The sequence below is a fragment of the Rhodococcus sp. UNC363MFTsu5.1 genome, assembly GCF_000686785.1.
GTDB lineage: Bacteria > Actinomycetota > Actinomycetes > Mycobacteriales > Mycobacteriaceae > Rhodococcus_G > Rhodococcus_G maanshanensis.
Window position 1 is genome coordinate 70,227 of the sequence record NZ_JMLO01000014.1, and the last position, 20,349, is coordinate 90,575.

Consider the following 20,349-nt stretch of genomic DNA (forward strand, 5'->3'; position numbering starts at 1 on the left):
CAGCAGGAACTCCTGAAAGGAGGACGGCTATGTGCTTGGGCATACCGGGGCAGGTGGTCGACATCGTCGACGCCCAGCAGCATCTGGCCAAGGTCGACGTCAACGGGATCCGCCGGGTCATCAGCGTTCGGCTGCTGGCCGATGAGGGCCTTGTGGTCGGCGACTGGGTCCTGGTGCACGTCGGGTTCGCGATGTCGAAGATCGACGAGGCCGAGGCACAGGTGACCCTGGACCAGGTCCAGAAGATGGGCGCCGACTACACCAACGAGATCGACGCGTACAACTCGTCCGAAATCGCCTGAACTCGGGCGTCATCCGTCAGCGAGGAACGCACGATGAAATTCGTAGACGAATTCCGTGACCCGGCCGCAGCCCGCGCGCTCGTGAGGTCCATCACCGACCTGGCGGGCACCGACGAGTTCAAGTTCATGGAGGTGTGCGGCGGCCACACCCACACGATCTACCGCCACGGCATCGAACACCTGCTGCCGCCGACCGTGGAACTCGTGCACGGCCCCGGCTGTCCGGTGTGCGTCATCCCGATGGGCCGGGTCGACGACGCGATGTCGCTCGCGGAACAGCCGGGGGTCATCTTCACGACCTTCGGCGACATGATGCGGGTGCCCGGTTCGCGGGGCAACCTGATCGAGGCGAAGGCAAGGGGCGCCGACGTCCGATTCGTGTACTCGCCGCTCGACGCCCTCAAGATCGCCGTGGACAACCCCGATCGGGAGGTGGTGTTCTTCGCGGTGGGCTTCGAGACCACCGCACCGTCCACCGCGGTGACGCTGGTGCGCGCCCGGCAGCTCGGGGTCTCGAACTTCACCGTGTTCTGCAACCACGTCACGATCGTCCCGCCGATCAAGGCGATCCTCGAATCCCCCGACCTGCGGCTCGACGGCTTCCTCGGCCCCGGCCACGTGTCGACCGTCGTCGGCACCAGGCCGTACCGCTTCGTGCCGGAGGTGTACGGCAAACCGATGGTGGTGGCCGGGTTCGAGCCGCTGGACATCCTCGCCTCCGTGCACATGCTGCTGCAACAGCACCGCGAGGGCCGGTGCGAGGTGGAGAACCAGTACACCCGCGTGGTCAGGACGGAGGGCAACACCCAGGCGCTGAAGCTGATGGCCGAGACCTTCGAGTTGCGACCGCATTTCGAATGGCGCGGACTCGGTTTCATCTCGCAGAGCGCACTGAAGGTGCACCGCGACTACGCCGAGTTCGACGCCGAGGAGAAGTTCTCGATGCCGGGCGTTCGGGTTGCCGATCCCAAGGCGTGCCAGTGCGGCGAGGTGCTCAAGGGCGTCATCAAGCCATGGGAGTGCAAGGTGTTCGGGACCGCGTGCACCCCGGAGACCCCGATCGGGACCTGCATGGTCTCGCCAGAGGGCGCCTGCGCGGCGTACTACAACTTCGGCCGGCTGCACCGCGAGACGGCAATGCTGGTCGGCAAGAACACGGAGCGTTGAGTGCCGAGCCCGGCCGGACACCGGCTGTTCGCGCGGTATGCGTACGCCCCCAACGCGCTCGGCTACTGCGGCCCGGCGGATGCGCGCGCCCTGGAGGCCGTCGCGTGCGGCGACGGGACGGGTGCCGATGTGCCCGCGCTGGCCGCCAAGTTCAGCGGGGCCTGGCCGTACCAGCAGCTCATCGCCGAGATGTCCGGGCGCACCGACCCGTTGGACGCGGCGGTGGTGCGGGCCTACTGGACCGGCAACGAGCTGACCGAGGAGATCGACCGCGAGCGCTTCGGGCGGGAGTTGCTGGCCCGGCTGGCACCACAGGCCGGGCACTACTGGAAACACCTCACCGAAGACCTCCTCGCCGAGGCGGCCCCCACCCACGGCTTCCACGTGTTCGGCGTCTATCCGTGGTCGCGGCTGCTCGCCTCCGGCGTGCCGCAGCCCCTGCAGGTGCTCGACTCCTGCCGGATCACCTGCGGGACGGTGATCGAGGTGCGGGCCGACGACGTGGTGGTGCGTACGCGACCGCTCACCTACGACGGCGCGCTCGCGCTCGGCGACGAGCAGGATCGGCCGGTCCGCCATCGGGTGGCGGGTGGTGCGTTCGTCCCCGATCTGCGCCGGGGCGACACGGCCGCGGTGCACTGGGACTTCGTGTGCGACAGGCTGAGCCCGTCAGACGCCGACCGCCTGCAGTACTGGACCGGGTGGCAGCTCGCACACACCAATCGCCGCCTCGAACGGACCGCGGCCGCCGGCTGAGCGATCAGCGCAGCGTGGCGTTGTAGACCGCGAGGTGCGAGCGCACCAGCTCCAGACCCGAAGCGTCGTCGAGCGGAATCGGGTCCCGCACCACGGACATCAGGTCGGCCAACGCGACGGGCGGGTTCGCGTCCGCGCGAATGGTCATCACCACCGAGAACCGGTCCTCGTCGTTGCGGGCCCGGTACTTGATGCCACGCACCTCGGAGCCGTTCACCACCGCGGCCGCCCACTGCTGGGTCCGCGGGTAGTCGATCGGGTCGCACTTCGTCAGCCATGTGTCCTGGCCGATGGCAGCCAGGTGGCGGCCGTGCAGCAGCGCGACCGGGAACTCGGTGGTCACCTGCACCTGTGACAGCACCCGGCCCTCGAGCTTGCGCCTGCGCAGGATCCTGGGCACGTTGTCGTCGAGTGGGAGGGAGCGACAGTAGGTCTCGGCGATACACACCGAGATGTCGTCGCCGAAGTAGCTGTAGTGGAACGAGCCGTCCGGGGAGTCGAACCTGCCGCCGTGGACGGGATGGGCCGGGGTCTGGTTCAGGGACAGGACATGCCGGTCCGGGGCGCCGGAATGGATGCGCCACAGCTTCGTTCCGGCAGGGATCGACGCCACCTCTGCGGTCACCGCGGGTGGGGGTACCCGGTTAGGCAATGTCGTCCTCGACCTCGGCCCGGACCAGGGCGGCGACCTGCTCGAGGTCGCCGGCTTCGAGCAGGTCCACCGGAGAGGTGCGGCCCGCGGCGGCCGGGTTGGGTGAGAGCCACCAGGACGCCACGCCCCACGGGTCGTCCTCGGCGCCGAGCGCCACATTGCTCCGGCGTACCAGTTCGGTCGCGTCCTCTGGCAGCGAGAACTGGAACTCCGGGTAGCGGTATCGCCTGCCCTGCTTGAGGCCGATGATCTGTCCGGCCCGCTTGCGCAGCGCATCGCTCGGGTTGGCCCAGCTCTTGCGGTACTTGACGGCGACCTCGCCCGCGGAGAGGTGCGGGAACGACAGGATGTACTCGACGGCGTCACGCATCACCGTCTTCTCGTCGAGGACGTTGCCGGGATCGATGAGGTCGAGGATCGGATCATCACCGTCGACCTGGCCGGCCAGCAGCAGGTGGGAGACCCGACCCGCGACCAGGCTCAGGGTGGGACGGCTGGCCAGTTCGGACCGGATGAGCTCGATGAGGTCGTGGTCGCTGACCGAGCCGCCGACGGCGGTCAGGCGGCGCGTGTGGTCGCGATGACGCTCCGGGAGGCCGCCTGCGCGTGCTGCACTGTTCGACATGTCTGCCTCCCGGGACGCTGGCCGATCTATCTAGATAACTAGTATAGATCCTCCCGGATCCGCCCGCGACCCTCACCTCGCCGGATCGTTCGGCTCGCGGGGCCGCCCCATCAACTCGAGCCCGGCCAGGGCGCCCCGTGCGCCCACCGCGTCGGTCTTCTCGACGGCGAAACCCATGTGGATGATGATCCAGTCCCCCGGCTCGAACACGTCGTCGGGCAGCATCCCCACGTTGACCTTGCGGTGCTCACCCGCGACGTCGACCAGCGCCAACTGATCGCCGTAGCCGTCGAGCATGCGCACGACCTGCCCCGGAATCCCCAAGCACATCCGCTCAGCCCTCCTCCCCCGGATCCGCGGCGGCCGCGGCCGCCCGCCTCGGCGGATCCTCGACCAACGCGAGCACGGCCGCGACCGCGTCGTCCACGACCGAGGCGACCTCCTGCGACAGTCCGATGCCGTCCGCGACCGACCGCACCTCGCAACCCACCACGACCGTCCTCGGCGCGGTGCCGCCGAGCGCGGCCAGACTCGCGAAGACCGACGCCGGGTCCATGCTGTGGGCATCGAGCCCGCCGCCGCCACCGTGCTCCGGATCGACCTCGAAGACCCGGATGGCGCCCGGCTCGCCGCGATCCGGCAGTGCGTCCACCAGGACGAGGGCTTCCCAGCCGTCCAGCAGGTCATAGGCCAGGTGAACGCCCCGAATGCCATAGTCCACCAGCCGGACTCCCTCCGGGATCGACTGCGTGCCGCTCGCGCGCCCGCGCTCGGCCAGCCGTCTCAGCACCTCGGGGCCGAACCCGTCGTCGCCGAGAAAGATGTTCCCGACACCGGCAACCAGCACCCGCCGTTGTTCGCTCACCGATCTCTCCGCGCGCTGCCGTCGCCGTCACATGTGACGCATGCGCAGGTAGCGCCTGATGTCGGGAACCGAACGCACGCCGACGATCACGCCCGCGGCGACCAGCGCCACCACGATCACCGTCGCGATCTGCCCCATTGTCTCCATCGCTAGCTCTCCTCTCTGCCCGGCTCATCGCCGCCGAGCGGTTCCAGCTCGTCCGGCGCGAAGTAGAGGTACCGCCCGTACCAGTCGTGCAGGTCCGCGGCGGGATCGTCATCGACGACCACGCCGACGTGGGTGTTGCCGTCGACGTCGGCGTGCACCGACGCGACCGTGGCCGTCCTGCCGTCGAAGAACAGGTCCTGCGCGTCGGCACGGCGGGACGGGTGCAACCGCACCGCGCTGCCCCTGGCCACCCGGACACCGTTCACCGACACCGCGTCCACATCGGGCCGCACACTCGCGTCGGCCGCGGGATCCCACCACGGAACCCCCTCGGGCAGTTCGGGTATCAGTCCCGCGTCGAGCGGCGGATCGCGGAAGGTTCCGTGCAGCCGCTGCATCGCCTCCGGCGTCATCGCGTCACAGCGGTCGACGATCTGCGCGGCGAGCGGATCGGTGGCGCGGGCCTGCGACTTCTCCTCGTCGGTCATCGTCATCACGCGCAAGGTGAGGATCTCGTCGATCTCGGTGGAGTCGAAGAGCGCGCCGTCACTCTGCGCGGCGACCTCCGGGTAGTCGTAGAGGATGATCGGCGAGATCAGCACCGTGTCCGTCTCTCCGCGCGCGCCAGCCAGCACCGGGAAGCACCGGTGGTGGACGGCCCTGGCCACGGGGCCCGCCGCGGCGTCCGGCGGCTCGAGCAGGGAGACGAACGACCCGCCGCGAACGGTCACGATCGCGTGCGCGCCGATCAGCGACCGCGCGATGGCGAGATCCTTGCCGACCGTCTCCGGCCCGGTGTTTCGGACCTCGACCCCCAGCCGGGTGAAGCCGTCGTCCGCCTCTGCGCCGAGAGTCACCGTGGCGGAGATCGGCAACCGGGACCGGACGATCCGTCCCGCGGTGGATCCGTCCGGCCCGGGCAGCTCCTCGACGTCGGTGCCGCCCGTCACCTCGATCGGGAAGTCCAGGGACTCCGCGAGTTCCGACACCGCCACCGCGGGGAGTTCGATCTCCCGTTCGACGGCCTCGTCCCAGCTGAGCCAGGACCGCGCGCCGACCACCAGTTCATCGACCTCGTCGTATCCGCCCGCACCGGATGCCTCCTGCACGCGGCGCGCCTGCAGCTGCAGGAAACGGACGGTCACGGCGACCCGTGGCGCGCGTTCGTCATCCGGCGCGCCACCCGCCAGCACGCACTGCGCGGACAGTGACGGCTCCTCGCCGACGCCTGCCGCCGCGGCCCCCGGTGGACCGAGGACACCGAACTGCCAGCGCGACTGGTTCTTTCGCGAGCTCGCCCGGTACGGATAGAGCAGGTAGCCCTCGTACAGCACCGCGTCGGCGACGGCGCGGACACGGGTTCCGACATCGGGGGTGGTCACCGGGCCTGCTCCCGCGCCTGTGCGAGCAGCTCCGTGACGGCCTCGTCGAGGCCGACCAGGCCCCGCTCGGATTTGTATCCGGCCAGCGCCTCGAGGGTGTCCCTGCCGAGGCGGACCCATCCGGTGTTCGGGAAGTGCATCCGGATCAGGTCCCGCCACACCGAGACAGGGAGGTCGTAGTGGTCCTCGCGGTCCCACGGGATCTGCTGGACCCCGAAACCTCCTGTCCCCTTGGTGAACACTGTGCCGCTGAACAGGAACACCAGTGGCACCGTCCCCTCGTCGAGGGCGTGCAGGTACTTCGACGCCGCCACCTCGAAGTCGTAGGTGCACGGCATCGGCAGTGTCACCTCGCCGGTCCCGGCGAAACCCGGCACCACGGCGGCGCACTGCATCCACACGAACGACCGCTGCGTCGCGGACCACCGCTCCCGACCCCCGAACAGGTCCACGAGCCCGGCGGCCTCGGCCTCGGTGTATCGCCGTCGGTGCGGCTCGATGCGCACCTGGCAGCGCAGGGCGATGGCGTGGACCGGCGCGTCGGCGCTCACCCCCACCCGCGCGGAGAGGATCGGGGACGCCGCGTACGGCTCCGGGGCGACGCCCCGGACGGCGAACGACACCTCGGTCACGACGACTCACCGCCGGCGTGTGACCGGCCGGCGCGGGCCGCGACCTCGGCGAAGAAGTCGTCGATGTACCCGCGTGCCTCCTGACCGCCGTCGAAGCCGCGCCACAGCATGCGCAGTCGACCGACGAACTCGTAGCACGCGTCGATCGGGACAAGGAAGCACTCCGCGTCGCCGTGCCCCTCCTCCGGCATCCGGATCAGCAGCGCTTCGACGTCGTCGGCTGGCGTGTCCAACTCCGGGTTCGCCGCGCGCACGGCATCCCACGCGTCGAGCGGCAGTTCCGACTCGGTGGCGCCGGCGGGGCCGGGGTAGAACGCGACCATCCGGCCGAGGACCGAGTTACGGAAGAAGAACGCCAGCCCGACCGGGATCTCGAGCTCGTCCCATCGGCCGCGGCCGAGCTCGAATCCGGGAAACGAGAGATAACGATCCGGGACGGCGCGGTACCGCAGCTCCGCGCCCTGGTCGGTGAACAGCAGGTAGCAGCCACGGCAGACGCACATCAACGCGCGCCCCTCCACGTTGACCACGTGCTGATGCGGATCGTCGATCGCCTCCGCGCACATCTCACAGCGTTCGCCCGGCTGCGGAGCCGGGCGGGTCGCCGTGATGCGCTTGAGCACCGAGAAGGGAGTGGTCACCCGCTCACCCCCAGCGGCACCGCGACCGAATGCACGCCATCCCGGATCAGGACCGGCAGCGGCTCGAGGTGCAGGTCGCCGTCGTCGAGCCCGGCGCCTGCGTGCACCACGTCGAAATGCGCGTGGCAGGTCGGACACCGCAGGACGGCGTCGCCCGCCGGATGGCCCGCGCGCCGCGCCAGGACGGCGCCGGCGAGCGAGTGCGTACACGAGGGGCAGCGATCTCGATAGGCCAGCAGGTCGTCCCCGACGCGACAGACCAGGAGCGGCAGTCCCGCGACCACGAACCCACCCACCTCACCGGGGCCGAGCTGCTCCAGTTCCGGCGCCGGGCACCACGTTCCGGCCGGGCCCGACGGGCCGTGCACGTGTGAGAACAGCGACTCCGCGGCGATCAGCCCCGGCTCCGCGTCGGGCTGCGTGGCGACCTCGATCGAGGCGATCTCCGGCGCCGCGGCGAGCACGGCGTCCTGCACCGCCAGTTCCAGGGTCACTGACGAGGACGGGCAGCTCTTGCAGCTGCCGGTCAACTGCAGGCGCACAACCCCGCCGCCGTCGGCCGGCCCCCGTTCTCCGGGGAACTCGATGCCCATCAGCTCCACGTCACCGCCGTGCGAGCCGAGATAGGGCCGCACGCTCTCGAGCGCCGCCCGCACCCGGGTCTTCACGTCGTGCGGGTGCAGGCCGTGCACCAGCAACAGGCTCGCCACCAGGTCGTCGTCGGCGAGCCACTCGGCCCCGCCCTCCACGTGCTCCGCGAGGATCCGCACGACACGCGCGAGCCCCTCGCCGTAGAGGTCGACGACCTCGCGCACCAGCTGCTCCGCACGCTCGCGCGCCGCAGTACCGCCCGCCGAGCTGGCCTCGAGAAGGGTCTCTATCCGATCACCCGCCGCGCGCCACCGCGCATCCTCGTCACCTGCCGCCGGGCCGTTCACCGTCACTCTCCGGTCGAGTACTGCGTCGGCGAGTGCAGCTTCTCCAGCGTCTTGCCGCCGCCGAGGTACATGTGCACGCCGCAGGGCAGGCAGGGGTCGAAGCTGCGGACGGTCCGCATGATGTCGATCCCCTTGAAGTGATCTCGATCGTTCTCCTCGAAGATCGGCTGCCCCTGCACCGCGTCCTCGTACGGCCCAGGTGTGCCGAGGCTGTCGCGGGGGCTGGCGTTCCACGGGGTCGGCGGATAGGGGTGGTAGTTCGCGATCTTGCCGTCCCTGATCACCATGTGGTGGGAGAGCACGCCGCGAACCGCCTCGGTGAACCCGCAGCCGATGCCCTCGTCCGGGACGTCGAACTTCTCCCAGGTCTTGGTCCGCCCTGCCCGGATCTCCTCGAGGGCCTTCTCGGCGAAGTGCAACGCGCAGGCGGCCGCGTACGCCTGGAAGTAGGTCCTGGCACGGTTGCGTTCGATCGTGTTGCTGCCGTGCTCCGGAATCTTCCACTCCAGCGAAACCGGGCCCTTGAGCGCGGTTTTCGGGAGGTTGATCTGCACGCTGCGGCCGGTCGACTTGACGTAGCCGATGTCGACGAGCCCGGCCAGCGCCGTCGACCACAGGCGGGCCAGCGGCCCGCCACCGGTGTCGAGCGCGAGGTGGTCGGTGCCGTCGAACCACCTGGGCGACATCACCCAGCTGTACTTGTCCTCGAGGTCGCGTTTCTGCGGCTGCGGGTTGGTGTGCTGGTTCCACGGGTGACGCCGGTCGACCGGATTGCCGAGCGGGTCCTGCTTGACGAAGGTCTCCTGGTCGTTCCAGTCGTCGTAGTACGACGACCCCAGCAGGATCCGGATGCCCAGGTTGATGTCGACGAGATCGGTGGTGACCAGCTTGCCGTCGACGACGACCCCTGGGGTGACGAACATCTTCCTGCCCCAGTTCGTCATGTCCTTGTACTCGAAGTTGCAGTGCTCGGGGTCCTGGAACGAGCCCCAGCAACCGAGCAACGTCCGGCGCAGACCGACCTTCTCGTATCCCGGAATCGCCTCGTAGAAGAAGTCGAACAGGTCGTCGTGCATGGGCACGACCTTCTTCATGAACTCCACGTACCGCATCAACCGGGTCATGTAGTCGGTCATCAGCTGGATGGTGGCCACCGTCCCGACCCCGCCCGGGTACAGCGTGGACGGGTGCACGTGCCGACCCTCCATGAGACAGAACATCTCTCGGGTGGCCCGGCTGACCTGGAGTGCCTCGCGATAGAACTCGCCGGTGAACGGGTTGAGCGAGCGCATGATGTCCGCGATCGTGCGATACCCGTGTTCGCCCGCCCGCGGCGCCTGGGTGTTCTCGGCCTTGGCGAGCACGCCGGGGTTCGTCTCCGACACCATCTTCTCGCAGTAGTCGACGCCGACCAGGTTCTCCTGAAAGATGTTGTGGTCGAACATGTACTCGGCGGCCTCACCGAGGTTGACGATCCATTCCCCGAGGTGCGGCGGCTTCACGCCATAGGCCATGTTCTGCGTGTAGCAGGAACACGTCGCGTGGTTGTCACCGCAGATGCCGCAGATGCGGCTCGTGATGAAGTGCGCGTCGCGGGGATCCTTGCCCTTCATGAACAACGAGTAGCCGCGGAAGATGGACGAGGTGCTGTGGCATTCCACCACCTCTCGGTTGTCGAAGTCGATCTTGGTGTAGATGCCGAGACTGCCCACGATGCGGGTGATCGGATCCCAGGCCATCTCCACGAGGCCGCCGGGGTCCGTCTGCTTGTGCGACGGCTCGGGGATGATCTCTGTCATCGAATTGCCTCTCGACAGGTCGAGCTACCAGGTACGTACTGCTCCCGTTTCGAGTTGTGAACCCGGATTTCGCCACCGCGGTTCCTTGTCCACCGTCCTCCCGGTCACGTGACGCAGGCGGCGGATGACGGAGCCGTAGAGCCCCGACGCCGTGCTCGAGACCAGGCCGCCGGGCGGCTCGTCCATGAACGGCATGAACTTGTCGGGGAAACCGGGCATGGTGCACCCGATGCAGATGCCGCCGACGTTCGGGCATCCGCCGAGTCCGTTCATCCAGCCGCGCTTGGGGACGTTGCACTTGACCACCGGACCCCAGCACCCGAGCTTCACCAGGCAGGTCGGCGATCCGTACTCGGTCGCGAACTCACCCTGCTCGTAGTAGCCACCGCGGTCGCATCCCTCGTGCACCGTGGCACCGAACAGCCACTGCGGGCGCAACGCCTCGTCGAGCGGGATCATCGGGGCCTGATCGGTCGCCATGTACAGCAGATACGTCAGCGTCTCGGACAGGTTGTCCGGCTGGATCGGGCATCCGGGCACGCAGACGATCGGGATCCCGGCCTTGGACTTCCATTCCCAGCCGAGGTAGTCGGGCACACCCATCGCACCGGTGGGATTGCCCGCCATCGCGTGGATCCCGCCGTACGTCGCGCAGGTTCCTGCCGCGACGATCGCGGTCGCCTTCGGCGCGAGACGATCGAGCCACTCGCTCGTCGTCACGGGTTGTCCGGTGGCCGGGTCACTCCCGAAGCCGCACCAGTAACCCTCGTCGTGCAGCTTCTCGTTCGGGATCGATCCCTCGACCACCAGCACGAACGGTTCGAGTTCGCCGCGATCGGCCTTCCAGAACCACTCGAGGAAGTCGTCGGCACCACCGGCCGACCCACACTCGAAATCGATAAGGGGCCAGTGGACGGCGATCTTCGGCAGGCCCGGAAGGGCACCGAGGGCGATCTCCTCGATGCTGGGCTGGGTGGCAGCAGTCAGTGCCACCGAATCGCCATCACAACTGAGACCCGCGTTGATCCACAGCACGTGGATCAACGTTTCTTCGGCTTTGACTGCCGCCTCCGTTGGCATCAGTGCCGCTCTCCGGGGCAGGGCTGTGCCCCTACGTCATCGGAGTCGACCCTCGGCCCACTTGTATGACGCTTCTCACGGTCTACACCCGCGGGAACGACGCTGTCAACGGTCGCAGATTCGTCACGGCGTTCCTACTGCGCGGCAATCCATGTGTACCAATCGATTACGCCCTCGCCCGACTTGGCCGACACCGGCACGATCTGGACGTCCGGATTCACCGACCGCGCGTGTCTCGAGCACTCCTCGAGATCGAAGTCGACGTAGGGCAACAGATCGGTCTTGTTGATGATCACCAGCCCCGCGGCCGCGAACATGTGCGGGTACTTGAGCGGCTTGTCCGACCCCTCGGTCACCGAGATCACGACCACCTTGCTGCGCTCACCGAGATCGAACAGCGCGGGGCAGACGAGGTTGCCGACGTTCTCCACGAACAGCAACGACCCGGAGGGCGGGTCCAGCGTGTCGAGCGCACGCCGCATCATCTCGGCGTCGAGGTGACAGCCGGCACCGGTGTTGACCTGCACCACCGAACATCCCGTTGCCTTGATCCGTTCGGCGTCGAGCAATGTCTCCTGGTCGCCCTCGATGACGGAGATCGGTCGCCCGCCGCCGAGTTCACGGATGGTTCGCTCGAGCAAAGTGGTCTTGCCCGCGCCCGGCGAACTCGTCACGTTGAAGGCGAGGATGTCGCGGGCGGCCAGCCACTCCCGAATCTCCTGCGCGAGCAGGTCGTTCTTCGCGAGCACCTTCTGCTCGAGCGAGATCGTCTCGGTCTGAGGCAGGTGTTCATGCGGATGATCGTCATGATGGTCGTGCGGGTGGACATGATCGTGTGAGTGCGCAGGGTCGTGTGGATGAGCATGGTCGTGATCGGCGTGGCCGTGGGGCACCGTGATCACCGCACCCGCGTGGTCGCCGCATCCGCATGTTGCACACATAGTTCAGCTCACTTCCATCGACATGATCCGCAGTTCCCTGCCCGAGAGGATCTCCACGTCCGCGCTCCCGCAACGGCACAGCACCACGAGATCGGTCAGCTCGAAATCCGCCCCGCAGCCTCGACAGTGCGCCCGGCCCGGCGGCTGATCGATCTCCAGGCTGGCGCCCTCCATCACGGTGCCCTCGGTCGCCAGCTCGAAACAGAACTGCATCGAATCGGGCACCACCGCGCAGAGCGTCCCCACCTCGATCGTGACCCGCCGCACCCGCCGGCCGGCCGCACGCTCACACACAGCGTCGACGACGCTCTGGGTGATCGACATCTCGTGCATGACGGCCTCGCTCCGGCCTCGGTGGAACTCACCCTAGGACGCGACCACCGACGGCACAACGGTTCGTCACTCGGCTGACGCCGCCGTCTCGGGCGCCGCCGCTCGCTCTGGCGGCACCGCCGCCGTTCGCTCTGGCGGCACCGCCGCCGCGAGCCCGGACTCCCAGCGCGCCTGCACGCCGCCGTACTGCCACACCAGCACCGCGGTCAGCCAGGTGCCGACGAACAGCCCGACGATGATGAACCCCATCGCCCCGAGGTCGAGTCCGCCGATCCACCCGAGCACCCCGTCGGTGATGTCGAACTTCGCGGTGAGGATCGAGATGATCTCCTGCGCGCCGATGAGCATCGCCACCACCACCGACAACCCCGTGACCACGAGGTTGTAGTAGATCTTGCGCAGCGGCCGGGCCAGCGCCCAGCCGTACGCGAAGTTCATGAACGAACCGTCGATCGAATCGAACAGCGACATGCCCGCGCAGAACAGGATCGGCAACACCAGGATCGAGTACCAGGGCAGCCCGGTCGCGGCCGCGCCACCGGCGATGACCAGCAGCCCCACCTCGGTGACCGTGTCGAAACCCATCCCGAAGAGCAGGCCGACCGGGTACATGTGCCACGGCGCGCGGACCGCGGCGACCACGGGCTTGAGCACCCTGTTGAGGGCTCCGCGGTTGTCCAGTTCTCGCTCCAGCCGCGCCTCGTCGTAGGCACCCCTCCTCATCTCGCGGAAGACCCGGTGGATCGCGATCAACGACATCAGGTTGAGCAGGCCGATGAGCAGCAGAAAGGTTCCCGAGACCAGGGTGCCGAACAGCCCCGTCCACCGCTCGAGGTCGGAGTTGTCGTCGGACAGGCTGGCGGCCAGCTCCTGCACCCCGAACGCCAGCAGGGCCACGAGGACGAAGACGATCGTGGAATGCCCGAGGGAGAACCAGAATCCGACCGACATCGGCTTCTTGTTCTCCGCGACGAGCTTCCTCGTGGTGTTGTCGATGGCCGCGATGTGATCGGCGTCGAAGGCGTGCCGCATCCCGAGCGTGTACGCGGTGACACCGAGCCCGACGCCGAACGCGGAGCCGTGCACCGTGTAATGCCCGGGAACGACGAAGGCGAACAGCACACCCCAGCCGATGATGTTGAGGGCGAGCACCGTGACCGCCATGCCGACGAGGCTGTGTCGCTCACCGCGGTCGAGGTCTCGCCATGCGCCCGCCAGTCCGGTGCGTGCAAAGCGGGATGTCACGGTCATGACGTTCCTCGATGGGCGCGAGAACCGAGCCGATGCCGTCACTCAGCGTACGCCTGCTCAGTTGTTCATTTGAAGCCCCGGACCGGCGGTTTCGGACGCACGCCCGTTCACGTCAGCACACCCCCATTGCACGCGCAAAGGGGGTGTGCTGACGGCAGAAGGTGTGTGGGGACGTCCCGCTAGGCGGACGGCACCTTGTCGAGGAAGCCGAGCACGTGGATCAGCCGGCCGTCCGCATCGCGCTCGATCACGTCAAACCCCTCGATCAGGTCCTCCGCGCCCGCGGGCCCGAGCTGCCAGCCGAACCTCGCCTGGTCGTGGTGACCGTCGACCGGCCCGTTGAGCCGGAAGCTCATCCCGGCGAACTGCTGCTGGACGGCGCCGATGGTGGCGTCGATCTCGGCCCGGCCGGAGGCCGCGGCCATCGGGTCCACATACCGGCCGTCGGGCGCCCACAACGCGTCGATCGCGGCGCGGCGCCGGTCCGCGTCCGTCTCGTTCCACACCGCGATGTACTGGGCCGCAAGGTTTTCGAAGGTCATGTCGTCACTCCTGTCGGATGTCGCGGTGGCCGCCTCGGCCGCCGTCGGAACACAACTCTGACCGTCGCGGTGCGCCGCGTCGATTACCTCCGAGGTAATGGCGACGCTTCCCGGGCCGCCCTAGTGTTGCCTCATGACCACCCTCATCGAGGCCGATCAGCCGGTCGGCGCCCTGCTCCGACGTTGGCGCGAGCGACGCAGGCTGAGTCAGCTGGACCTCGCGTCGAGGGCCGAGGTCTCGGCCCGTCACGTGAGCTTCCTCGAGACCGGCAGGTCCCGGCCGACCAGGGCGATGCTGCTCAAGCTCAGCGAACAGCTCGAGATCCCGCTGCGGGAGCGGAACTCACTGTTGCTGGCGGGCGGCTATGCCCCCGCCTACCCCGAGCACCAGCTCTCCGACGTGCCGATGGCCGCGGTGGCCGACGCGATCGCCGCGATACTCGGTGCGCACCTGCCTGCCCCCGCGGTCGTCGTCGACCGCCACTGGAACATGATCGACGGCAACTCCGCGGTCGCGACCTTCACCGAGGGATGCGCGCTCCACCTGCTCGAACCGCCCGTCAACGTGCTGCGATTGAGCCTGCACCCGGAGGGCATGGCGCCGCGGATCGTCAATCTCGGCCAGTGGCGCAGCCACCTCCTGCACCGGCTCGACCACCAGATCGCCACCACCGGGGACCCGTTCCTCGCCGCGTTGGCCGACGAACTGTCGACCTACCCGGGTGCCGACGCGCCGACCGACCACGACCGGGACGCCCTGGTGGTGCCGCTCCGATTCGCCACGCCGGGAGGCGAACTGGCATTTCTCAGCACCACCACGGTGTTCGGCACGCCGATGGACGTCACGGTCGCCGAACTGGCGATCGAGACCTTCTACCCCGCCGACGCGCCGACCGCCACGGCGCTCGCCGAGGGCGTCAGATGACGCCCATCGCGAGCATCGCGTCCGCCACCTTGACGAAGCCGCCGATGTTCGCGCCGAGGACGTAGTCGCCCGGCTTGCCGTACTCCTCCGCGGTCGCCACGCAGCGGCCGTGGATGTCCGACATGATCTTCGAGAGCCGCTCGTCGGTGTAGTCGAAGTGCCAGGAGTCGCGAGAGGCGTTCTGCTGCATCTCCAGTGCCGAGGTCGCCACGCCGCCCGCGTTCGCGGCCTTGCCGGGGGCGAACGCGACGCCCGCGCCGCGCAGCACCTTGAGCGCCTCGGGGGTGGTCGGCATGTTCGCGCCCTCGGCGACGACCTTGACGCCGTTCTCCACCAGGGTCAGCGCGGCCTTCTCGTCGAGCTCGTTCTGGGTCGCGGACGGAATTGCGACCTCACAGGGCACGTCCCAGATCGATCCGCCCGCAACATATGTGGCCGAGGGGACCGTGTCGACATAGTCGCAGATCCGGCCGCGCCGGACCTCCTTGATCTCCTTGAGCAGTTCCAGGTCGATCCCGCGCTCGTCCACGATGTAGCCGGCCGAATCCGAGCAGGCCACCACGGTGCCACCGAGCTGGTGCACCTTCTCGATCGCGTAGATCGCGACATTGCCGGAACCGGAGACCACGACCCGCTTGCCGTCCATGCTGGTGCCGGCCGTCTTGAGCATCTCGGCGACGAAGTAGGCGGCGCCGTAGCCGGTCGCCTCCTTGCGCACCTGCGAGCCGCCCCAGGTCAGGCCCTTGCCGGTGAGGACGCCGGACTCGTAGGAGTTCGTCAGCCGCTTGTACTGGCCGAACAGGTAACCGATCTCGCGGCCACCGACGCCGATGTCGCCTGCGGGCACGTCGGTGTACTCACCGATGTGCCGGTGCAGCTCGGTCATGAACGACTGGCAGAACCGCATGATCTCGGCGTCGGAGCGGCCCTTGGGGTCGAAGTCGGAGCCGCCCTTGCCGCCGCCGATCGGCAGTCCGGTCAGCGCGTTCTTGAAGATCTGCTCGAAACCGAGGAACTTCACGATGCCGAGGTTGACGCTCGGGTGGAAGCGGAGGCCACCCTTGTAGGGGCCGAGCACGCTGTTGTACTGCACCCGGAATCCGCGGTTGACGTGCACGTTGCCGTTGTCGTCGGTCCACGGCACCCGGAAGATGATCTGGCGCTCCGGCTCGCACAGCCGCTCGATCAGCGCGCCGTCGGCGTAGTTCGGGTGCCGCTCCAGGACCACCGTGAGCGATTCGAAGACCTCGGCGACGGCCTGGTGGAACTCCGGCTCACCGGCGTTGCGACGGACAACTTCCTCGAAGTACTTGTCGACGCGCTCACGGACATGCCCACTCACAGCGGCCGCCCTCCTCATTGATCTGCAGGGATGGAAAGTAAAGACAATCACAAGACTTCCTCACCGTTACATGCGGGTCTCCGTGATCCCCGTCGCCGGGGTGACCGATCCCACACCGCGCCGCGGGCGCGACACGGGTGGGCGTGGACCTGACTTGCCGGGACGGGAGGTGGGCCTGGGACTACCGTGAGATTCGTCATCGAAGATCTGCGGAGGAGCGTCAATGAGCATCCAGACGGTGGAATCGCGCCGCCATCGCGTCGTGATCATCGGTTCCGGTTTCGGCGGGCTGTTCAGTGCGCAGGCACTCAAACGCGCCGACGTCGACGTCACCCTCATCGCTCGCACCACCCACCACCTGTTCCAGCCGCTGCTCTATCAGGTGGCGACCGGCATCCTCTCGGTCGGTGACATCGCCCCCGCGACCCGCCTTGTCCTGCGCAAGCAGAAGAACACCCAGGTGCTGCTCGGCGACGTGCTCGAGATCGACCTCGAGGCCAAGACCGTGACCTCGCGGCTGCTCGAACGAGAAACGGTCACCGAGTTCGACAGCCTGATCGTCGCCGCAGGCGCCGGTCAGTCCTACTTCGGCAACGACCATTTCGCCGAGTTCGCGCCCGGCATGAAGACCATCGACGACGCCCTCGAACTGCGCGGCCGCATCCTCGGCGCCTTCGAGCAGGCCGAGCTCTCCCATGACCCGGAGGAGCGCGCCCGGCTGCTCACCTTCGTCGTGGTCGGCGCTGGTCCCACCGGCGTCGAACTGGCGGGCCAGATCGCCGAGCTTGCCCATCGCACCCTCAACGGCGCCTTCAGGAGCATCGACTCCCGCGAGTCACGGGTGATCCTGCTCGACGGCGCCCCTGCGGTGCTCCCCGTCTACGGCGGCAAGCTCAGCGAGAAGGCGGCCGCGCGGCTCGAGAAGCTGGGCATCGAGATCCAGCTCAACGCGATGGTCACCGACGTCGACGTCGACGGCCTGGTCGTCAAGGAGAAGGACGGCACCGAGCGCCGCATCGACTCCCAGTGCAAGGTGTGGTCCGCCGGCGTGCAGGCCAGCCCGCTCGGCAAGCAGCTGGCGGCGCAGTCCGGCGCCGAGATCGACCGAGCAGGCCGCGTCCACGTCAACCCCGACCTCTCGCTGCCCGGGTACCCCAACGTCTACGTCATCGGCGACATGATGTCGCTCGACAACCTGCCGGGACTGGCGCAGGTCGCGATGCAGGGCGGCAAGTACGCCGCCAAGCAGATCAAGGCCACCGTCGCGGGTGAGGCCCCCGAGACACGGCACCCCTTCAAGTACTTCGACAAGGGCTCGATGGCGACCATCTCCCGGTTCAGCGCCGTCGCGAAGGTCGGCAAGCTGGAGATCAGCGGATTCATCGGCTGGGTCGCCTGGCTGGTGATCCACCTGATGTACCTGGTCGGCTTCCGCAGCAAATTCTCCACGATCCTGTCCTGGACCGTCAGCTTCCTCGGCCGCGGACGCGCGCAGATGGCCTCGACGGAGCAGCAGGTGTTCGCGCGCAACGCCATCGACCTGTTGCAGGACTACGAGCGGGCCAAGGATGCCGGTCTGATCGGCGACCCGCTTGCCGTCTCGACCGGCGAGGAGCGGGAGAAGGCCGGCTAACCGTTGTGCGCGTGGGTGGCGCCGAGGTCGTGCAGCATCCGGTGCACGACCTCGTCGTCGAGCGAGTAGCTCATCTTCTTGCCGTCGCGGCGCACCGCGACCCAGCCCTGATTGCGCAGCAGCCGAAGTGCGTGCGAGACGGCCGTGGTGCTCATGTCGAGCGCCGCCGCCAGATCGGAAACGTAGATGCCGGGGGCGCGGTGCAGGCCGAGCAGGATCCGGAGCCGGGTCGGGTCGCCGAGCAGCTCGAACCGGCGTACCCACTCGGGTAGATCCGGCACCGCCTCGACGGCGGCGCGGGCCTGCGCGACCTGTTCCGGGTCGAATGCGGGCGGGGTACCGGTCATGGGTTCACCGTAGCCAACGCGCGGCCGAGTCGGGTCCCGAGACTGCCGCCTGCCGCCAGGGGCATCCGCACCCACGACCCACCCGCGCCCTGCCGCTCGACCACCGCGGGCCGCGCGTCCGGGAACACCAGTTCGCTCTGGACCGCCATCGGCGCGTCCAACAGGTCGTGGCCAACCGTCCCCGCGCCCAGCTCCAACCGGTGCCGCAGCAGCGGCAGCCCGTCCAGGTCCGCGTGCAGCGCGCCCGACCAGCGCCCGCCCTGCTCGCCGGTGCGCCCGATCTGTGCCCGCTCGCGCACCGTCACCCGCGACGTGGACGTCAGCTCGAGGCGGGTATGGGTCCGGTGCTCCGCGTCCGCCGCGACCACCATGGGCTCGGGGTCGAGCAGCAGCTCCGCATCGTGGTCCACCCGGACGTCCCAGCGCGCCGTCGAGACCAGCTCGTCGGCGCCGGGCAGCGCGAGCGCCGCTGCGACGGTGCGCACCGTCAGGCTCGCACCCGGTCCGACGCGCAGGACGATCTCGAGGTGGTCACCGCCGAGCGGCGTCGCCGCCGCGGAGATCAGGTGCACGGTGTCGGGCCCGGTGATCCGGGCGGCCAGTCCCCCGCTCGCCCGGATCCGCGGGGTGCGGCCCCGCTCGGCGACGATGGTCAGCGCGGTGTGCACCCGGTCAGACCGCCCCGGCCAGCTGCTCGCGCACCCAGGCCAGCACCGGGGTCGCCGCCGGGTCGGCGGTCAGCGAGATCAACGCCGTCGGCCTGCCCTCGCGAACCCGGGCCGCGTCGGTCTCCATCACGGTCAGGTCCGCTCCGACCAGCGGGGCGAGATCGGTCTTGTTGACGACCAGCAGGTCCGAGAACGTCACGCCGGGTCCACCCTTGCGCGGGACCTTGTCACCGCCCGCCACGTCCACCACGAAGATCTGCACGTCGATCAGCCCCGAGGAGAAGGTCGCGGTGAGGTTGTCGCCGCCGGATTCGACGAGGATCAGGTCCAAGGGCGGGTTCGCCTCGATCAGGTCGTCGATCGCGTCGAGATTCGCAGTGATGTCGTCGCGGATCGCGGTGTGGGGGCAGCCACCGGTCTGCACCGCGGTGATCCGCTCGTCGGGCAGCACGGCATGCCTGCGGAGGAAGTCCGCGTCCTCGGTGGTGTAGATGTCGTTGGTGAGCACCGCGAGCGACAGTTCGTCGCGCAGCTCACGACAGAGCGCGGCGACCAGCGCGGTCTTGCCGGATCCGACCGGCCCGCCGATACCGACCCGCAGCGGTTCCCCCGCCGTGCGTACCCGCTTGGGCCGGTCGTGCGTGTGGTGATGCGGTTCGCCGTCGATCAGGTGCGGGGGCATGTCGATCTCCTTCTGGTGGTGCGGTTCTCGGGTGTTGGGGCGTCGGGGAGGTCACGAGGCGAACAGTGGGCGTTCGCGGTCCAGGTGCGCCTGCGCGACGAGGTCGAGCACGGGGTCGGACAGGTCGGCGAGCCCGGTGGCGGCGAGATCCGCGGTCCGGTCGCACAGCTCGGAGAGCGCGAAGGTGCAGGCCGCGACGTCGGCCGGGTCGAGGGCGAGCAGGCGCTGCGCGGCGATCGCGGACCCCGTCATCGTCGTGTAGACGAGGACCATCGCGGCCTCGGTCTCGCTCATCCCGCATACCCGCGCGGCCCGGCCGGACGCCACCGCCAGGTGCGGGCGGGTGCCGAGAACCGACCAGTCGTGTTCGGGCCACACGTGTTTGGACAGCCGCAGCAGCCCCCGGCCCTGCGCCCGGGACGCGGCACGTCCCGCAGGGGAAGGGGTCCGTGCGTCGGTCTCCGTGTCGGCCTGTGCGGGGTCGAGCGCGCCCGCGCACACCGCGGCGGCGATGGACCCGGCGACCAGCCCGGTGCTGCGGATCCGCCTGCGCAGGTAGGCGTCGAGCGTCGCGAGGTCCCGCACCAGCCCGCAGGCGATGGCCTCCTCGACTCCCCCGGAGTGCACGTGCCCTCCGGTCGGCAGCCGGGAATCGGCCAACGCCAGCAGGTTCGCCAGTCTCGAGCTCATCTCGTGCGC

25 protein-coding genes are annotated in these 20,349 nt (G+C 68.8%); 5 read left to right on the forward strand and 20 right to left on the reverse strand.

Features of this window, described 5'->3' with window-relative positions; all coding sequences use genetic code 11:
- Positions 1 to 29 precede the first annotated feature (29 nt).
- The 3 genes from BR31_RS0113655 to BR31_RS0113665 are packed head-to-tail and all read left to right on the forward strand — an operon-like array spanning position 30 to position 2,225.
- A complete protein-coding gene (locus BR31_RS0113655; RefSeq protein ID WP_027501456.1) occupies positions 30 to 302 on the forward strand; it encodes a HypC/HybG/HupF family hydrogenase formation chaperone in 273 nt (90 codons plus the stop codon).
- Between the two features lie 33 nt (positions 303 to 335).
- Positions 336 to 1,469: a hydrogenase formation protein HypD gene (hypD, locus tag BR31_RS0113660; protein WP_027501457.1), complete on the forward strand. Its 1,134-nt coding sequence runs from the start codon at positions 336 to 338 to the stop codon at positions 1,467 to 1,469.
- The gene (locus BR31_RS0113665) at positions 1,470 to 2,225 is read left to right on the forward strand and encodes a DUF6390 family protein (RefSeq protein ID WP_027501458.1); all 756 of its coding nucleotides are present in this window, start codon (positions 1,470 to 1,472) and stop codon (positions 2,223 to 2,225) included.
- Between the two features lie 4 nt (positions 2,226 to 2,229).
- Here BR31_RS0113665 and BR31_RS0113670 read toward each other — a convergent pair whose 3' ends face one another.
- The 15 genes from BR31_RS0113670 to BR31_RS0113740 all read right to left on the reverse strand — a co-directional run bounded on the left by BR31_RS0113670 (position 2,230) and on the right by BR31_RS0113740 (position 14,053).
- A complete protein-coding gene (locus tag BR31_RS0113670; RefSeq protein ID WP_081830464.1) occupies positions 2,230 to 2,850 on the reverse strand; it encodes an RES family NAD+ phosphorylase in 621 nt (206 codons plus the stop codon).
- Between the two features lie 19 nt (positions 2,851 to 2,869).
- The gene (locus BR31_RS30620) at positions 2,870 to 3,502 is read right to left on the reverse strand and encodes a hypothetical protein (RefSeq protein WP_051637392.1); all 633 of its coding nucleotides are present in this window, start codon (positions 3,500 to 3,502) and stop codon (positions 2,870 to 2,872) included.
- Positions 3,503 to 3,574: 72 nt separating this feature from the next.
- Positions 3,575 to 3,832, reverse strand: coding sequence for a HypC/HybG/HupF family hydrogenase formation chaperone (locus BR31_RS0113680; RefSeq protein WP_027501460.1), 258 nt, complete (start codon positions 3,830 to 3,832; stop codon positions 3,575 to 3,577).
- Between the two features lie 4 nt (positions 3,833 to 3,836).
- Positions 3,837 to 4,367 (reverse strand): hydrogenase maturation protease, encoded by a 531-nt coding sequence (locus BR31_RS0113685; RefSeq protein WP_027501461.1) that lies wholly within the window; start codon positions 4,365 to 4,367, stop codon positions 3,837 to 3,839.
- Between the two features lie 27 nt (positions 4,368 to 4,394).
- Positions 4,395 to 4,514 carry a DUF6893 family small protein gene (locus BR31_RS32590; protein ID WP_092667773.1) on the reverse strand — a complete coding sequence of 40 codons (120 nt, stop codon included), beginning with the start codon at positions 4,512 to 4,514 and terminating at the stop codon, positions 4,395 to 4,397.
- A gap of 2 nt (positions 4,515 to 4,516) precedes the next feature.
- Complete coding sequence (locus tag BR31_RS0113695; RefSeq protein ID WP_027501462.1) at positions 4,517 to 5,896, reverse strand: hypothetical protein; 1,380 nt, start codon at positions 5,894 to 5,896, stop codon at positions 4,517 to 4,519.
- Positions 5,893 to 6,528, reverse strand: a complete 636-nt coding sequence (locus BR31_RS0113700) for a DUF6084 family protein (RefSeq protein ID WP_027501463.1) — start codon at positions 6,526 to 6,528, stop codon at positions 5,893 to 5,895. Before BR31_RS0113700 ends, BR31_RS0113695 begins: the two co-directional genes overlap by 4 nt.
- Positions 6,525 to 7,169 (reverse strand): DUF5947 family protein, encoded by a 645-nt coding sequence (locus BR31_RS0113705; RefSeq protein WP_027501464.1) that lies wholly within the window; start codon positions 7,167 to 7,169, stop codon positions 6,525 to 6,527. The genes BR31_RS0113700 and BR31_RS0113705 overlap by 4 nt, the downstream gene beginning before the upstream one ends.
- Complete coding sequence (locus BR31_RS0113710; RefSeq protein ID WP_231496485.1) at positions 7,166 to 8,050, reverse strand: NifU family protein; 885 nt, start codon at positions 8,048 to 8,050, stop codon at positions 7,166 to 7,168. The genes BR31_RS0113705 and BR31_RS0113710 overlap by 4 nt, the downstream gene beginning before the upstream one ends.
- A 59-nt stretch (positions 8,051 to 8,109) precedes the next feature.
- Complete coding sequence (locus BR31_RS0113715) at positions 8,110 to 9,906, reverse strand: nickel-dependent hydrogenase large subunit (protein ID WP_027501466.1); 1,797 nt, start codon at positions 9,904 to 9,906, stop codon at positions 8,110 to 8,112.
- Between the two features lie 24 nt (positions 9,907 to 9,930).
- Positions 9,931 to 10,986 carry an NADH-quinone oxidoreductase subunit B family protein gene (locus tag BR31_RS0113720; protein ID WP_027501467.1) on the reverse strand — a complete coding sequence of 352 codons (1,056 nt, stop codon included), beginning with the start codon at positions 10,984 to 10,986 and terminating at the stop codon, positions 9,931 to 9,933.
- Between the two features lie 134 nt (positions 10,987 to 11,120).
- A complete protein-coding gene (gene hypB, locus BR31_RS0113725) occupies positions 11,121 to 11,927 on the reverse strand; it encodes a hydrogenase nickel incorporation protein HypB (protein ID WP_027501468.1) in 807 nt (268 codons plus the stop codon).
- A gap of 3 nt (positions 11,928 to 11,930) precedes the next feature.
- Positions 11,931 to 12,260: a hydrogenase maturation nickel metallochaperone HypA/HybF gene (locus BR31_RS0113730; RefSeq protein WP_027501469.1), complete on the reverse strand. Its 330-nt coding sequence runs from the start codon at positions 12,258 to 12,260 to the stop codon at positions 11,931 to 11,933.
- 66 nt (positions 12,261 to 12,326) lie between these two features.
- Entirely contained in the window at positions 12,327 to 13,511 is a 1,185-nt protein-coding gene (locus BR31_RS28600; RefSeq protein WP_051637394.1) for a Nickel transporter NicT, read from the reverse strand.
- Positions 13,512 to 13,690: 179 nt separating this feature from the next.
- Entirely contained in the window at positions 13,691 to 14,053 is a 363-nt protein-coding gene (locus BR31_RS0113740) for a nuclear transport factor 2 family protein (protein WP_027501470.1), read from the reverse strand.
- A 133-nt stretch (positions 14,054 to 14,186) separates the two neighbouring features.
- Between BR31_RS0113740 and BR31_RS0113745 the strand changes: the two genes are divergently transcribed.
- Positions 14,187 to 14,978 carry a helix-turn-helix domain-containing protein gene (locus tag BR31_RS0113745; protein WP_027501471.1) on the forward strand — a complete coding sequence of 264 codons (792 nt, stop codon included), beginning with the start codon at positions 14,187 to 14,189 and terminating at the stop codon, positions 14,976 to 14,978.
- Here the strand turns inward: BR31_RS0113745 and gdhA are convergent.
- Positions 14,971 to 16,320, reverse strand: a complete 1,350-nt coding sequence (gene gdhA, locus BR31_RS0113750; RefSeq protein WP_027501472.1) for an NADP-specific glutamate dehydrogenase — start codon at positions 16,318 to 16,320, stop codon at positions 14,971 to 14,973. The genes BR31_RS0113745 and gdhA overlap by 8 nt on opposite strands.
- A gap of 223 nt (positions 16,321 to 16,543) precedes the next feature.
- Here gdhA and BR31_RS0113755 point away from each other — a divergent pair, with 223 nt between their 5' ends.
- Positions 16,544 to 17,953 carry an NAD(P)/FAD-dependent oxidoreductase gene (locus BR31_RS0113755; protein WP_027501473.1) on the forward strand — a complete coding sequence of 470 codons (1,410 nt, stop codon included), beginning with the start codon at positions 16,544 to 16,546 and terminating at the stop codon, positions 17,951 to 17,953.
- Here BR31_RS0113755 and BR31_RS0113760 read toward each other — a convergent pair.
- Genes BR31_RS0113760 through BR31_RS0113775 form a run of 4 tightly spaced genes read right to left on the reverse strand, consistent with a single transcriptional unit; the run spans position 17,950 to position 20,340 of the window.
- Positions 17,950 to 18,300, reverse strand: a complete 351-nt coding sequence (locus tag BR31_RS0113760; RefSeq protein ID WP_027501474.1) for an ArsR/SmtB family transcription factor — start codon at positions 18,298 to 18,300, stop codon at positions 17,950 to 17,952. The genes BR31_RS0113755 and BR31_RS0113760 overlap by 4 nt on opposite strands.
- Positions 18,297 to 18,968 carry an urease accessory protein UreD gene (locus BR31_RS0113765; RefSeq protein WP_027501475.1) on the reverse strand — a complete coding sequence of 224 codons (672 nt, stop codon included), beginning with the start codon at positions 18,966 to 18,968 and terminating at the stop codon, positions 18,297 to 18,299. Before BR31_RS0113765 ends, BR31_RS0113760 begins: the two co-directional genes overlap by 4 nt.
- Positions 18,969 to 18,972: 4 nt before the next feature.
- Positions 18,973 to 19,650: an urease accessory protein UreG gene (gene ureG, locus BR31_RS0113770; RefSeq protein ID WP_027501476.1), complete on the reverse strand. Its 678-nt coding sequence runs from the start codon at positions 19,648 to 19,650 to the stop codon at positions 18,973 to 18,975.
- A 51-nt stretch (positions 19,651 to 19,701) separates the two neighbouring features.
- The gene (locus BR31_RS0113775) at positions 19,702 to 20,340 is read right to left on the reverse strand and encodes an urease accessory protein UreF (protein WP_027501477.1); all 639 of its coding nucleotides are present in this window, start codon (positions 20,338 to 20,340) and stop codon (positions 19,702 to 19,704) included.
- Between the last annotated feature and the right edge of the window lie 9 nt (positions 20,341 to 20,349).

What these genes read in the sequence shown, in the direction of transcription:
- hypB (WP_027501468.1), bottom strand. Translation starts at nt 11,927, where the DNA reads ATGTGTGCAACATGCGGATGCGGCGACCACGCGGGTGCGGTGATCACG.
- BR31_RS0113680 (WP_027501460.1), bottom strand. Translation starts at nt 3,832, where the DNA reads ATGTGCTTGGGGATTCCGGGGCAGGTCGTGCGCATGCTCGACGGCTAC.
- BR31_RS0113655 (WP_027501456.1), top strand. Translation starts at nt 30, where the DNA reads ATGTGCTTGGGCATACCGGGGCAGGTGGTCGACATCGTCGACGCCCAG.
- BR31_RS32590 (WP_092667773.1), bottom strand. Translation starts at nt 4,514, where the DNA reads ATGGAGACAATGGGGCAGATCGCGACGGTGATCGTGGTGGCGCTGGTC.
- BR31_RS0113760 (WP_027501474.1), bottom strand. Translation starts at nt 18,300, where the DNA reads ATGACCGGTACCCCGCCCGCATTCGACCCGGAACAGGTCGCGCAGGCC.
- BR31_RS0113745 (WP_027501471.1), top strand. Translation starts at nt 14,187, where the DNA reads ATGACCACCCTCATCGAGGCCGATCAGCCGGTCGGCGCCCTGCTCCGA.
- BR31_RS0113775 (WP_027501477.1), bottom strand. Translation starts at nt 20,340, where the DNA reads ATGAGCTCGAGACTGGCGAACCTGCTGGCGTTGGCCGATTCCCGGCTG.
- BR31_RS0113755 (WP_027501473.1), top strand. Translation starts at nt 16,544, where the DNA reads ATGAGCATCCAGACGGTGGAATCGCGCCGCCATCGCGTCGTGATCATC.
- BR31_RS0113730 (WP_027501469.1), bottom strand. Translation starts at nt 12,260, where the DNA reads ATGCACGAGATGTCGATCACCCAGAGCGTCGTCGACGCTGTGTGTGAG.
- BR31_RS0113720 (WP_027501467.1), bottom strand. Translation starts at nt 10,986, where the DNA reads ATGCCAACGGAGGCGGCAGTCAAAGCCGAAGAAACGTTGATCCACGTG.
- hypD (WP_027501457.1), top strand. Translation starts at nt 336, where the DNA reads ATGAAATTCGTAGACGAATTCCGTGACCCGGCCGCAGCCCGCGCGCTC.
- ureG (WP_027501476.1), bottom strand. Translation starts at nt 19,650, where the DNA reads ATGCCCCCGCACCTGATCGACGGCGAACCGCATCACCACACGCACGAC.
- BR31_RS0113715 (WP_027501466.1), bottom strand. Translation starts at nt 9,906, where the DNA reads ATGACAGAGATCATCCCCGAGCCGTCGCACAAGCAGACGGACCCCGGC.
- BR31_RS30620 (WP_051637392.1), bottom strand. Translation starts at nt 3,502, where the DNA reads ATGTCGAACAGTGCAGCACGCGCAGGCGGCCTCCCGGAGCGTCATCGC.
- BR31_RS0113740 (WP_027501470.1), bottom strand. Translation starts at nt 14,053, where the DNA reads ATGACCTTCGAAAACCTTGCGGCCCAGTACATCGCGGTGTGGAACGAG.
- BR31_RS28600 (WP_051637394.1), bottom strand. Translation starts at nt 13,511, where the DNA reads ATGACCGTGACATCCCGCTTTGCACGCACCGGACTGGCGGGCGCATGG.